Source organism: Comamonas suwonensis (assembly GCF_012844455.2).
GTDB classification, from domain to species: Bacteria; Pseudomonadota; Gammaproteobacteria; order Burkholderiales; family Burkholderiaceae_C; genus Comamonas; species Comamonas suwonensis.
This window is the reverse complement of sequence record NZ_JABBCQ020000018.1, coordinates 55,993-68,806: the sequence shown is the minus strand read 5'-3', so window position 1 is coordinate 68,806 and position 12,814 is coordinate 55,993. Positions and strand designations below refer to the sequence as shown.

General features: G+C 57.6%; 11 protein-coding genes. 5 read left to right on the top strand and 6 right to left on the bottom strand.

The genetic code is table 11. The annotated features are described in order from the left end of the window. Positions 1-182 precede the first annotated feature (182 nt). From leuA to pbpG, 3 genes are all read left to right on the top strand, one after another. Complete coding sequence (gene leuA, locus HF327_RS18175; RefSeq protein ID WP_198461731.1) at positions 183-1,856, top strand: 2-isopropylmalate synthase; 1,674 nt, start codon at positions 183-185, stop codon at positions 1,854-1,856. Between the two features lie 102 nt (positions 1,857-1,958). After that, on the top strand, positions 1,959-3,497 hold the full coding sequence (locus HF327_RS18170; RefSeq protein ID WP_198461730.1) for a 2-isopropylmalate synthase: 1,539 nt from the start codon (positions 1,959-1,961) through the stop codon (positions 3,495-3,497). A gap of 112 nt (positions 3,498-3,609) precedes the next feature. Next, entirely contained in the window at positions 3,610-4,827 is a 1,218-nt protein-coding gene (gene pbpG / locus HF327_RS18165) for a D-alanyl-D-alanine endopeptidase (protein WP_198461729.1), read from the top strand. Positions 4,828-4,975: 148 nt separating this feature from the next. Here pbpG and HF327_RS18160 read toward each other — a convergent pair whose 3' ends face one another. The 6 genes from HF327_RS18160 to HF327_RS18135 form a co-directional block, all read right to left on the bottom strand. Then, positions 4,976-5,812, bottom strand: a complete 837-nt coding sequence (locus HF327_RS18160) for an IclR family transcriptional regulator (protein WP_236024273.1) — start codon at positions 5,810-5,812, stop codon at positions 4,976-4,978. Between the two features lie 101 nt (positions 5,813-5,913). Continuing rightward, positions 5,914-6,681 (bottom strand): arginyltransferase, encoded by a 768-nt coding sequence (locus HF327_RS18155; protein ID WP_198461728.1) that lies wholly within the window; start codon positions 6,679-6,681, stop codon positions 5,914-5,916. Positions 6,682-6,710: 29 nt separating this feature from the next. Next, positions 6,711-7,460, bottom strand: a complete 750-nt coding sequence (gene aat, locus HF327_RS18150) for a leucyl/phenylalanyl-tRNA--protein transferase (protein WP_198461727.1) — start codon at positions 7,458-7,460, stop codon at positions 6,711-6,713. Between the two features lie 198 nt (positions 7,461-7,658). Next, a complete protein-coding gene (gene efp / locus HF327_RS18145) occupies positions 7,659-8,213 on the bottom strand; it encodes an elongation factor P (RefSeq protein WP_003056627.1) in 555 nt (184 codons plus the stop codon). Positions 8,214-8,407: 194 nt separating this feature from the next. Beyond that, the gene (earP, locus tag HF327_RS18140) at positions 8,408-9,520 is read right to left on the bottom strand and encodes an elongation factor P maturation arginine rhamnosyltransferase EarP (protein ID WP_198461726.1); all 1,113 of its coding nucleotides are present in this window, start codon (positions 9,518-9,520) and stop codon (positions 8,408-8,410) included. A gap of 4 nt (positions 9,521-9,524) precedes the next feature. Further along, a complete protein-coding gene (locus tag HF327_RS18135; RefSeq protein WP_198461725.1) occupies positions 9,525-10,439 on the bottom strand; it encodes a LysR family transcriptional regulator in 915 nt (304 codons plus the stop codon). Between the two features lie 137 nt (positions 10,440-10,576). On the opposite strand from HF327_RS18135, the gene HF327_RS18130 reads away from it, so the two are divergent. Together HF327_RS18130 and HF327_RS18125 are read left to right on the top strand one after the other, a co-directional pair. Beyond that, positions 10,577-11,809, top strand: coding sequence for a CaiB/BaiF CoA transferase family protein (locus tag HF327_RS18130; RefSeq protein ID WP_198461724.1), 1,233 nt, complete (start codon positions 10,577-10,579; stop codon positions 11,807-11,809). Next, positions 11,806-12,786, top strand: coding sequence for a hydroxymethylglutaryl-CoA lyase (locus HF327_RS18125; protein WP_198461723.1), 981 nt, complete (start codon positions 11,806-11,808; stop codon positions 12,784-12,786). The genes HF327_RS18130 and HF327_RS18125 overlap by 4 nt, the downstream gene beginning before the upstream one ends. Positions 12,787-12,814 lie beyond the last annotated feature (28 nt).

Genomic DNA, 12,814 nt, shown 5'->3' with positions numbered 1-12,814 from the left:
AGTCATTCGCATGAAAAACCTGTCGCTAGCTCTACTACTAATGTCCATCGGGCAGAGAAAGTAGCGCGCGCGTACAAACACACCTACTTCACGGCCCGTAGCTTCAGCGACGGGCCGTTTTTGTTTTTGGGCGTCGCTGAAGCTGGGTTTAAATTCTTCTAATTCGACTAAAGAGACTCACCATGTTGCAAAACCCTTCCACCAAATACCGCGCCTTTGCCCCTGTTCGTTTGACCGACCGCACTTGGCCCGATGCGGTCATCACCAAGCCCCCGGTCTGGTGCAGCGTGGATTTGCGTGACGGCAATCAGGCCCTGATCGAGCCTATGGACATTGATCGCAAGGTGCAGATGTTTGAGCAGCTGGTGAAGATCGGCTTCAAGGAAATTGAAGTGGGCTTCCCCTCCGCATCGCAGGTCGAATTTGACTTCATGCGCAAGCTCATCGAAGAAAACCGCATTCCCGATGACGTGACAGTGCAAGTGCTGACACAGGCTCGTGAGCACTTGATCCGCCGCACCTTTGAAGCTTTGCAAGGTGTGCCCCGTGCAATTGTTCACCTCTACAACGCAACAGCCCCTGTGATGCGCCGTGTGGTGCTGAACATGAGCGAAGACGAGATTGTGGAGTTGGCCGCTACGAATGCCCAGATGTTCAGGGACATCGCGGCACAGAACCCCGGCACAAAATGGACCTTCCAGTACTCGCCCGAAATGTATTCGGATACCGAGCTGGAATTCTCCAAGCGCGTGATTGATGCAGTGACCGATGTGTGGCAGCCCACACCCGAGAACAAGTGCATCATCAACTTGCCCACCACGGTGGAGCATTCCACCCCCAATATCTTTGCCGACATGGTGGAGTGGACGCATCGCAACATCAAGCGTCGCGACAGCGTGGTGATCTCGGTTCACCCTCACAACGATCGCGGCACGGGCACGGCTGCTGCTGAGCTGTCTTTGATGGCTGGTGCTGACCGTCTCGAAGGCTGTTTGTTCGGCAACGGCGAGCGTACAGGTAACCTCGATGTGGTGAACGTCGCTCTCAACATGTATATCCAGGGTGTGAACCCCGGTCTGGACTTCTCCAATATCGACGAAATCCGCGCAACGGTTGAGCATTGCAACCAGTTGCCCGTGCATCCTCGTCACCCTTACGTGGGTGACTTGGTCTACACCTCCTTCTCTGGCTCTCATCAGGATGCCATCAAGAAGGCATTCGCCGCTCACAAGGATGGCGATATCTGGGATATGCCTTATCTGCCTATCGACCCCAAGGATCTGGGACGTAGCTATGAGGCCGTGATTCGCGTCAACAGCCAATCCGGCAAGGGCGGTATTGCCTATCTGCTCGAAAGCGAATATGGCTTGCAATTGCCCCGCCGCCTGCAGATCGAATTCAGTCAGGTGGTCCAGCGCGAGATGGATGCCAGCGGCAAGGAGTTGTCCGCAGCGGCTCTGTGGGAGCTGTTCCAGCGTGAGTATGGCGTCCACACCATCAAGGCACCTCAGTACCGCCTGAGTGAAGCTGATGGCGTGGTCAGCATGAGCGCCGAGATTGAGGTGGAAGGCCAGAAGTATTTTTTGGAAAGCGAAGGTTCGGGCCCCATTGATGCCTTTGTGCAGGCCTTGTCGGCTGCTGTGAGTCGTAACGTTCGCGTGCTGAACTACTCTGAGCACGCCATTGGCGAAGGTGCGAACGCCAAGGCCATTGCCTATGTAGAGTTGCGCGTTGACGACAGGCAGGTTTGCTACGGTGTTGGGGTGGACGCCAATATCGTCTCTGCCTCACTTCGCGCCATTATTTCGGGAGTGCAACGTGTCCCGGTCGCTGCTGAAGAAGCGGTCGCTGCCTAAAAGACCTGTGAGCCGGTGCCGCCAAAAGCGCACCGGCTTTTTTATCGGTAATCCTCCAAAAAACCGGCGTTTATCCGCGCCACAACCCAGAGAGACCCCATCATGTCTGATCAGCTCATTATTTTTGACACGACCTTGCGTGACGGCGAGCAGTCGCCCGGTGCTTCGATGACGCGCGATGAAAAACTGCGTATTGCCCGCCAGCTGGAACGTCTGAAAGTGGATGTGATCGAGGCAGGGTTTGCGGCCGCTTCCAATGGAGACTTTGAGTCCATCCAGACGATTGCCCGCAGTATCAAGGATTCCACCATCTGCTCACTTTCGCGCGCCAATGACCGCGATATTGCGCGCGCTGCCGAGGCGCTGAAGGATGCCCATCGTGGCCGCATCCATACCTTTATTGCGACCAGCCCGCTGCACATGGAAAAAAAGCTCCGCATGACGCCCGAGCAGGTGCTCGAGCAGGCCAAGCAAGCCGTGCGTTTTGGACGCAACCTGATGGATGACATCGAGTTCAGCGCCGAAGACGGTTACCGCAGTGAGCCCGATTTTTTGGCCCGCGTGATTGAAGCGGTCATCAACGAAGGTGCAACGACCATCAATGTGCCCGACACCGTGGGCTATGCCATTCCTGAGTTGTATGGCGAGTTCATTCGCAAACTGCGCGAGCGCGTGCCCAATAGCGACAAGGCTGTGTGGTCCGTGCACTGCCACAACGATCTGGGTATGGCGGTGGCCAATTCGCTGGCTGGTGTGAAGATCGGTGGCGCACGTCAAATTGAGTGCACTATCAATGGGTTGGGGGAGCGCGCAGGTAACTGCTCACTTGAAGAGGTCGTCATGGCCATCAAGACCCGCAAGGATTACTTTGGGCTGGATGTGAATATCGACACCCAGCACATCGTGGCGGCCAGCCGTCTGGTTAGCCAGACTACAGGCTTTATCGTGCAGCCCAACAAGGCGGTGGTGGGTGCCAATGCATTTGCTCATGCTTCTGGCATTCACCAGGATGGCGTGCTCAAGGCGCGTGATACCTATGAAATCATGCGGGCTGAAGATGTGGGCTGGGCCGCCAACAAAATCGTGCTGGGCAAGCTCAGCGGCCGTAATGCCTTCAAACAGCGCCTGCAGGAGCTGGGTGTGGAGCTGGATAGCGAAGCCGCCATCAATCAGGCTTTTACACGCTTCAAGGAGCTAGCCGATCGCAAGAGCGAAATTTTTGACGAAGACATTCTGGCTCTGGTCAATGTCGATGGTGGTCAGGGCCAGGAAAGCCAGTTTCAATTCATCTCGCTGGCTCAGCAAAGTGAGACGGGTGAGCGCCCGCATGCGTCAGTTGTGTTCAGCAATGCAGGTCAGGAAATCAAGGCCAGCTCTGACGGTAATGGTCCGGTCGATGCCTCATTCAAGGCCATCGAGTCGGAGGTCAAGAGCGGGGCCGAGATGGTGCTCTATTCCGTCAATGCCATCAGCGGTTCTACCGAGAGCCAGGGTGAGGTCACCGTGCGCTTGCAACGCAGTGGGCGGGTGGTCAATGGCGTGGGCGCAGACCCCGATATTGTGGTTGCTTCTGCCAAGGCTTATCTGAGTGCTTTGAACAAATTGCATAGCAATCATGAAGTTGTAGCAGCACAAGGTTGAGTACAGGATTTATAATTTCACTTAGATTATCGAGAAAGTTGTGCAAGTGCTTGTCACTGCACAACTTTTTTGGTTGAATTAAATCCTTACACCTTGTTGTCTGGAGTATCGCATGCCGCTGCTGCGTTCTTTTCGCCTTGCAAAACTAACTCAGGTGTTGTCTTTGGCTCTGTTGAGCTGTGCGCTGGCCGTGCCCGCAGCACAGGCTGCGCCCAAAAAAGACGCTAAAAAGCCCGTTGCGGCTGCCTCTGCTTCCTCCAAAAAAGCAGCTAAAGAACCCGCAGGCAAAGTCCGGGTGGCTGCTGAGCCTAAAGCCAAGGGCGCCAAAGTTGCCAAGGGCAAGCAAGACAAGGCTGAAGCCAAGGTTGCCGGTAAAAAAGGTAGCAAGGCTGCTGTCGTTGCCAAGGCTGAAAAGCCAGAAAAAGCCTCGGGCAAGAAGCGCTTGGCCAAGGCTGGTGCGGCCAGTGCAGCGGTGGCCGCAGCAGCCGTTGCCACTGCTGTAGAGCCTGTTCGCCAGTCCTATGGCCAGATGGCAGGTCTGCATTCGGTGTCTGATCCGCTGGATCTGCAAAGCAGTGTGGCTTATGTGATCGACCAAGACACGCACGAGGTTCTGCTCAGCAAGAACGATCAGGCCGTGCTGCCGATTGCCTCGCTGACCAAGCTCATGACCGGCCTGCTGGTTTCTCAGGCTCGGTTGCCCATGGATGAGATGATCACTATCACGCAAGACGATGTGGATACCGAAAAGCACAGCAGCTCGCGTTTGCGTGTGGGCACGACCTTGACACGCTCCGAGATGATGCACCTGGCGCTGATGTCCAGCGAGAACCGTGCAGCCCATGCACTGGGCCGCACCTATCCCGGTGGTCTGGGGCAGTTTGTGCAGCAGATGAATTCCAAGGCTTTGCAGCTGGGCATGAAGGACACGCGCTATGTGGAGCCTACAGGTCTGTCCAGCAGCAACCAGTCCAGCGCGCGGGATCTGGCCCGTCTGGTCGCTGTCGCACATGCGGACCCTTTGATGCGCGAGTATTCGACATCACATGGTTACGAGGTGGCGGTGGGGCGTCGCACTTTGCAGTTCAACAACACCAACCGTCTGGTCAAGAGCGACAACTGGGATATTGGTCTGCAAAAGACCGGCTATATCTCTGAAGCGGGTCGCTGCCTGGTGATGCAGGCTCAGGTTTCAGGTCGCAAACTGATCATGGTGTTCCTGGATTCCGCTGGTAAGTTCAGCCGTCTGGCGGATGCCGAGCGAGTGCGTCACTGGATTGAAGCCATGCCCGGTGCCAGCAGCTCTATTGGACAGCGTATTCGCGGGTAACCATCCTGAATAGGCATCTGGCCTTTGAAGGAGGTCACAAAAAAGCGCTACTCGAGGTAGCGCTTTTTTATGGCTGCTTTATAAAAAATCAGGCTCTATCCCTTGCAGGGATTGCGCTGAAAGCTCACAAATATGAAGCAGATGGCGATCAGCCCTGCTGGTGGCTGCGGCTGTAAGTATCAGCTGCGGGCTGCGTGTTTGGCGTGCGTGCACTGGCGCAGCCAAGCGCAGAAGAAATCTCCTGCACAGTTGCCTGCAGTCTCGGTGCCCAGCTTTCATCAAGACGATCTGCGGGGGCTGAAATGGACAGGCCGGCAATCAGCTTGCCTTGGTCGTCATAAATGCCAGCGGCCATGCAGCGCACGCCCAGCTCCAGCTCTTCATTGTCGCGTGCAATACCGTACTGGCGCACTTTGGCTAGCTCATGCTCCAGTTCACCCAGCTGGGTAATGCTGAAGTGGGTCTTGCCGGGCAAACCGGTGCGTGTGGCATAGGCGCGCACTTGCTGGGAATTGTCAGCGGCCAGAAACAGCTTGCCGTTAGAGGTCAAATGCAGTGGCGCATGGCCGCCGATGGCACGCACCACCTGCATGCCGGAGCGCTCGCTGTACGCGCGCTCCACATACACGATTTCATCGCCCTGGCGCACAGAGAGGCTGATGGGCTGCTGAATCTGCTTGTAGAGCTGGCGCATGGGCGTCAGTGCTACCTCGCGCACATTCAGGCGGGCCTTGACCAGATTGCCAAGCTCCAGAAAACGCATGCCCAGGCGATAGCTGCCGGATTCGGGGCGATCCACAAATCGGCCCAGAGCCAGATCGTTGAGGATGCGGTGCGTTGTCGAGGGATGCAGGCCTGTGCGTTCGCTGATCTCCTTCAAAGAAACCGCTTCCTCACGCGATGCCAGCACGTCGATCAACGTGAACATGCGTTCCAGAACCTGGACGCTGGGCTTTGCGGAGGCCGATAGGTCGTCTTTTTTCATGCGTTGGAGATACTTTGCGGGATGAAGGCATTCTAGCGGTGCTATAGCCGCGCAGGCATGTCATCTGCTCATATATCCATGTGCTGAGTTTTTCAGCAACATCAATCAATTTGTGAGCGCGCAATGCTTTGTCTGTCAACGCGTCGCCATTGTTCACCCTGACGAATCTCATGCGGCAAAAAGCTGGCTTTGTAGCGCATCTTCTGGCTGTCCGAGATCCAGTAGCCGAGGTACACATAAGGCAGGTTCATGGCCTTGGCTTGCTGAATTTGCCACAGCACATTGAAGGTGCCGTAGCTGGCGTGATCTTCCGGGTCATAAAAGGTGTAGACCGCAGACAGGCCGTCTTCCAGCACATCCAGAATCGAGAGCATCTTTAGCACGCCGGGTGCCCCGGTGTCGGTCGGCTCACGAAACTCTACCAAGCGTGAATTGACGCGGCTTTGTAGCAAGAATTGCGTGTACTGATCGACGCTGTCGTTGTCCATGCCACCACCGCTGTGGCGGTGCTGCTGATATCGCAAATAAAGCTGGTAGTGCTCGTCAGAGTAGTGCAGCCGCTGTATGGAGGTCATCAGCTGACCGTGCTGCCTGGCCGAGCGCCGCTGGCTGCGGTTGGGGCGAAATTCATTGCTGATGATGCGCAGCGGAATGCAGGCCTGGCACCCGTCGCAATAAGGGCGGTAGGTAAACATGCCACTGCGACGAAACCCCATGGTGACCAGCTCTGAATAAACCGCATTCTGAATTTGATGGCTGGGTGTTGCGACCTGTGAACGGGCCAGTCGCCCCGGCAGATAGCTGCAGGGATAGGCTGCCGTAGCATAAAACTGCAGGGCATGTAGCGGTAGGTCGTTTGGGTGCGTCATGATCAGGCCGGTGCTGCAGATGAGGTGCGTCAAACTTCAGGAGTGCTCAGCAATTGATCCCAGTATAGGGGGGCAAATTGCCAGTGCATATCGGGCAACTGAGCTTGTGCTCTGACGGTCTGTGCAAATTGCTCTCTGGGGATTTCGCGGCCGCCCATGAATGACAGGTGAGCAGTGGCTTGCTGGCAGTCAATTTGCGGAACCTGATGGGCGTGACATAGCGCAACCAGCGCAGACAGGGCAATCTTTGACGCATCGGTTTGCAGCGCAAACATGGATTCGCCAAACACCGCCTTGCCCAGTGCCACGCAGTAAAGGCCCCCCACCAGCTTGCCATTCACCCAGGTCTCTACGCTGTGCGCTGCACCTTGCTGGTGCAGCTCGGTATAGGCTTCGATGATGCTTTGAACAATCCAGGTACCGTTTTGTCCATCGCGCGGGGCTTGGGCGCAGTGCTGCATCACGGTTGAGAAGGAACTGTCGATGCGAATCTCGCAGCCAGGGGCGTCGCGAAATTTTTGTAGTGACTTGCGCAAACTGCGGCGAAGCCGGAACTCGTCAGGGCGAAGAATCATGCGCGGGTTGGGGGACCACCAGAGCACCGGTTGTCCCTCACTGAACCAGGGGAAAATTCCCTGGCCGTAGGCTGCGCGCAGGTGTGCTGCATCCAGGGTGCTGCCTGCTGCCAATAGTCCGGGAATCGGATCTTGCTCGCCCCAAGTCTGATCGATCGGTGGGAATTCTTGTTCAGGCTGCAGCCAAGGCAGGGAATGCGTCATTTGCCGATGGGGTTGATGGAGAGACTTTAGTCTTGCACAGACTTGGCGCATTTTGTGAATATGTGCAGAACAGGGGGGGGGCTGCTGACGGACTGCTTGGCGTGCGGGCTCAACGCCCCTATTTTTGAGCGACAACAAAAAAGGCTTCCATCAGGAAGCCTTTTTGATGAGCGAGCAGCTGCAAGAGCTGCAGCCGCATTAAACGCGCTTGCGGTATTCGCCGGTGCGGGTGTCGATTTCGATCTTGTCTTCTTGGGACACGAACAGGGGCACGGCCACTTCGAAGCCGGTAGCGATCTTGGCGGGCTTCAGAACCTTGCCGGAGGTATCGCCCTTGACGGCTGGCTCGGTCCAGGTGATTTCGCGCACGATGGTGGTGGGCAGTTCGACGGAGATGGCCTTGCCGTCATAGAACACCACTTCGGCAGTCATGCCGTCTTCCAGATAGTTCAGTGCGTCAGCCATGTTTTCGGCTTCGACTTCGTACTGGTTGAACTCTTCGTCCATCCACACGTACATGGGGTCGGCGAAGTAGGAGTAGGTGCAATCCTTCTTGTCCAGGATCACGTTGTCGATCTTGTCGTCGGCCTTGAACACGTTTTCCGTGCCGAAGTTGCCGATCAGGCTCTTGAGCTTCATGCGCACGGTAGCAGCGCCACGGCCGCCACGAGCGTATTCGGTCTTCAGAACGATCATGGGGTCCTTGCCGAACATGATCACATTGCCTGCGCGGATTTCTTGAGCGATTTTCATGGCTTGCTTGCGTTTGAAAGGTTGGAGCCGCTCTACACGGCAGGCAAGCTGTTCGCAATGGTTGCTGAGACAGCAACGCATCAATAGTGCGGCGGCGGGGCCTGCCGCGTGTACCGCGGCGGGGCGCGACCCTGGTAAGCAAGATCGCTCGGCGGGCCGGGTACGCTTGCCCTCAGAGAGGCAAAACGTCGATTTTAGCTTTTTTCGGCGACAAAAGCTTGAAGCTGCTCAATCAAGTCAGTCTGAAGCGCTAATTTTTCTCGTCCAGCCCTTATGCACAAGGCCCATTCAGCCAATATTTCACGACTCAGTAAAGGCAATGTTTGCGGTGCGGTCATGCCGTTCCAGGCGCGGTGAAAGCGCACCAGGCTTTCAGGTGCGCCCAGCCAGTCAAGAAAAGCGTTGAGCTTGTGGTGGTGGGCATTGTCATGCTGCGGGTAGATATGCCAGACAAAAGGCTGACCTGCCCAGATGGCGCGAACCAGAGAGTCTTCGCCGCGCACCAGATTCAGGTCACAGGCCCAGAGCATTTCATCAAACTGGGGTTGTGGGCAGGGTTGCAGATACTGTATGTTCAATGATTGAGCGGCTGGCAATGCCTGAACAGCTGCTGTAGCACGGCCGGGTGTGACCAGCAGTCTGGTGTTGAGAGTGGGTGTTTGTTCCAGAAACTGTGGCAAGGCTGTTGGCTCATAGCAAAACAGCGAGACAGCGCATTCATCGGCTTGAACGCCTTGCGCTGCGCGCCATTGCAGGCGCTCACCCGCAAAGCGACTCTGGCGCTGGCTCAGATTCAGCTCGCGTACCAGTGCGCCTGTTGCGCTGGTAAAACCAGGGTAGAAAAACCAGCGAGTCAGCCCTGCTGCCGGGCCGGACATGATGCGCGACGGCAGGCGGTGGCAGCGTTCTACGTAATCTTCGGCAGACAGGTATTCGAGGTTGATCCAGACCGGTGGCAGACCTTGCTCTGCCTTGCGTGCAATGGCGAAGGCAAACGGTTGGGGAATCTCGCAGCCAAAGGCTTCAACCACCACGTCACCGACCACGGCGGGGATGTCGACCATCAGCGCAGGCCATGCATGGACACTGAGGCCTTTGGGCCAGGGCTGCGGGGTCATCCACTGCAAGGCGCTGGCATCGTCCATCCACAGCCGTACTTGCTGGCCGCGTGCAACCAGTTCTGCTGCAGTGCGCCAGCACACGCCCACATCGCCAAAGTTATCAATGACCTGGCAAAAAATATCCCAGGTCAGAGATGGGTGTTGGGTCGTCACATTCGCTTCTGGCAGCGGTAAAAAATCCAGCATGGCTTTAGTCTTTATGAGTTTCTTCGAGCTGGCACAGGTGCTCGGCCAGCAATTGCGCCACAGGCGAGAGTGCGTCTTGCGAGCGCACGCACAGCATTAACTGGCGCTCGGCCCAGCTTTCATCCAGCCGGATGCAGCGCAGCGGCAGCGTGCCCATGTAAATACGTGCGCTGCCCTTGGGGAGGATGCCTATGCCCAGGCCTGACGCCACCATCAGGCACAGCGCGTCATAGCCGGTCACCTTCATACGCAGGCGCGGCTGCAAGCCTTGGTCTGCGGCTGCGCGGGTAATGAGATGGTTGAGAGCGCTGTCGGCGTGCATACCAATCAGGTCATGCGTCACGACTTGTTCCAGTCGCAGGCTGCGCTTACGCGCTAGCGGATGGGATTGCGGCATGACGACGGCCAGTCGGTCGCGCCGGTAGGGGCGTAGGCTGATCTTATTGCCGTAGCTGCCATTGTTGAGCAGGCCGATATCGGCCTCGTTATCCGCCACGGCGCGCGCAATATCGGTGCTCACGCGCTCTTGCAGGCGCACATCGACATGCGGGTGCTGACTTAAAAAGCGCTGCAACTGCGCTGGCAGAAACTGCGTGATGCTGGAGATGTTGGCCATTACCCGCACATGGCCGCGCAGGCCTTCTTGGCCGCCTTGCGCATAGTCCTTCATCTGCGTGGCAATGCCATCCATTTCATTGAGCACGCCGCGTGCCATGTTCAGCAGCGCATAGGCCGCTGCCGTAGGTGCACTGCCGCGGTTGCTGCGGGTAAAGAGTTCTACCTGCAGCTGACTTTCCAGCTCTGCCAAGCGGCGGCTGGCGGCAGACGGCGCAATGTGCTCGCGTGCAGCGGCGCGGGCGATGGCGTTTTCTTCCATCACGGCAACAAACAGGCTCAGGGTGATTGGGTCCAGCTTCATGAGGTGTGCATTATCCCAGCTATGCCTAAATGCGATGGCAGCTTCGCATATCAGCGTTTTGCGAGAACCGGTCTAAACGGCAAGATGATTGAAAAGCTGCTCTGGGTAACGCAAAACGGCATAGCAAGAGACAAACAATGACAATGATGAATATCAAAGACCCCGCAACGCAAACTTCCACGCCGCGTGCGCTTGAGGGCGTGAAGGTTGTGGAAATGGGGCAACTGATTGCCGGTCCGTTCTGCGGCAAGACGCTGGGTGAATTTGGCGCTGATGTGATCAAGATCGAGGCCCCCGGCGCGGGCGACCCGCTGCGCAACTGGCGCCTGATCAAGGAAGGCACCTCCGTCTGGTGGCAGGTGCAGTCGCGCAACAAACGATCGGTGGCGCTGGATTTGCGTCAGCAAGAAGCGCAGGACGTGGCCAGAAAATTGATTGCCGAGGCCGATGTGCTGGTGGAAAACTTCCGCCCCGGCACACTGGAGGGCTGGGGTATGTCGCCTGAAGAGCTGCATGCCATCAACCCCGGTCTGGTGATTCTGCGCATTTCGGGCTACGGTCAGACTGGCCCCTACCGGGATCTGCCGGGCTTTGGCGTGATTGGTGAGGCCATGGGCGGGCTGCGTCACCTGACGGCTGAGCCGGGTCGCGTGCCTGTGCGTGTGGGGGTCTCGATTGGAGACACGCTAGCAGCTTTGCACGGCGTGGTAGGCGTGATGATGGCCTTGTACCACCGCAAGGTGAGTGGCGGCCCCGGCCAGGTGATTGATGTGGCCCTGCATGAGGCCGTGTTCAACATCATGGAAAGTCTGCTCCCTGAATACAGCGCCTTTGGTGCTGTGCGCGAAGCCGCAGGCAGTGCGCTACCGGGTATTGCTCCGTCGAATGCTTACCCTTGTCTGGACGGCTGGGTGCTGGTTGCGGGCAATGGAGATTCCATCTTCAAGCGGCTGATGACTGCGATTGGTCGCCAGGACTTGGCCGATGCGCCCGACTTGGCCGATAACGCAGGTCGTGTGGCTCGAGTGGCAACCATTGATGGTGCGATTGGTGACTGGACGCGAGTCCGCACCGTGCAGGCGGTGATGGACGAGCTGGGCAATGCCCGCGTTCCCGCAGGCAAGGTCTACACCGCCAAAGATATCGCAGAAGACCCGCATTACCACGCCCGCGAGATGATCTTGACCCAGCGCACCCGCGATGGTTTTGAGGTGAAAGTGCCTGGTGTGGTGCCCAAGCTCTCGCTGACGCCCGGTACCGTGCGCAGCAGTGCGCCGCATGTGGGTGATGACACCGACGCCGTGCTGGCCGAAGTAGGCCTGAGCGCCGAGCAGATTGCACAACTGCGCGCCAAGGGAATCATTCAATGAACAGCCGGAATGTCTGGAATGGCGAGGCTCGCCGTATCTATATCAACGAAGTCGGCACGCGTGATGGCTTGCAGATGGAGGCTGCGTTTGTACCGACTGAGGACAAGATTGCGCTGATCAATGCGCTGTCGCAAGCTGGGCTGTCCAAGATTGAAGTGACGGCTTTTGTCTCGCCCAAGGCCATCCCCGCGCTGCGCGATGGCGAGATTGTGATGCGCGAGATCGAGCGCCAGCCGGGCACCATCTATACGGCGCTGGTACCCAATGTGCGCGGAGCGGAGCGCGCCATTGATGCGCATACCGATGAGTTGAATTTGGTGATGTCCGTCAGCGAGACGCATAACCTCTGCAATCTGCGCATGCAGCGCAGTCAGTCGTTTGAAGCGCTCAAACAGGTCATCGCTGTGGCGCAGCAGGCGGCAACGCCCGTCAACGTCTCGCTGTCTTGCTGCTTTGGCTGCCCCATGGAGGGCGATGTGCCTGAGGCCGAAGTGCTGGGCTGGGTGCAGCGCTTTGCGGATCTGGGTGTGCAGGGCATCACCCTGTGCGACACCACGGGCATGGCCTACCCGAGTCAGGTGCACGCCATGGTGAAGGCCTTCAAGACACGCTGGCCACAACTGGGCGTGACGCTGCACTTTCACAACACACGCGGCATGGCACTTGCAAATGTGCTGGCTTCTATTGATGCCGGTGCTGACAGGTTTGATGCATCCATTGGCGGGCTGGGTGGCTGCCCTTATGCGCCTGGTGCTTCGGGCAATGCCTGCACCGAAGAGATCGTGCATGCACTGCAGCTCATGGGCTATGACACCGGCACCGATCTGGCGCAGATCGTCGCGGCTGCAAGGGCCTTGCCTGCGCTGATCGGGCATGAGACACCCAGCCAGATTGTCAAGGCTGGCACACGCTGGGATCTGCACCAGCCGCCAGCAGATTTTGCAGACATCCAAGAGCGTGCTCTGGCCAAGGCCTGAGCCTGCGCAGATGCAACACAGTGGCAGC

Excerpts from the sequence above, each read along its gene's own strand:
- HF327_RS18160 (WP_236024273.1), bottom strand. The coding sequence starts at position 5,812 with ATGAAAAAAGACGACCTATCGGCCTCCGCAAAGCCCAGCGTCCAGGTT.
- pbpG (WP_198461729.1), top strand. The coding sequence starts at position 3,610 with ATGCCGCTGCTGCGTTCTTTTCGCCTTGCAAAACTAACTCAGGTGTTG.
- HF327_RS18155 (WP_198461728.1), bottom strand. The coding sequence starts at position 6,681 with ATGACGCACCCAAACGACCTACCGCTACATGCCCTGCAGTTTTATGCT.
- HF327_RS18135 (WP_198461725.1), bottom strand. The coding sequence starts at position 10,439 with ATGAAGCTGGACCCAATCACCCTGAGCCTGTTTGTTGCCGTGATGGAA.
- earP (WP_198461726.1), bottom strand. The coding sequence starts at position 9,520 with ATGCTGGATTTTTTACCGCTGCCAGAAGCGAATGTGACGACCCAACAC.
- aat (WP_198461727.1), bottom strand. The coding sequence starts at position 7,460 with ATGACGCATTCCCTGCCTTGGCTGCAGCCTGAACAAGAATTCCCACCG.
- HF327_RS18130 (WP_198461724.1), top strand. The coding sequence starts at position 10,577 with ATGACAATGATGAATATCAAAGACCCCGCAACGCAAACTTCCACGCCG.
- efp (WP_003056627.1), bottom strand. The coding sequence starts at position 8,213 with ATGAAAATCGCTCAAGAAATCCGCGCAGGCAATGTGATCATGTTCGGC.
- HF327_RS18170 (WP_198461730.1), top strand. The coding sequence starts at position 1,959 with ATGTCTGATCAGCTCATTATTTTTGACACGACCTTGCGTGACGGCGAG.
- HF327_RS18125 (WP_198461723.1), top strand. The coding sequence starts at position 11,806 with ATGAACAGCCGGAATGTCTGGAATGGCGAGGCTCGCCGTATCTATATC.
- leuA (WP_198461731.1), top strand. The coding sequence starts at position 183 with ATGTTGCAAAACCCTTCCACCAAATACCGCGCCTTTGCCCCTGTTCGT.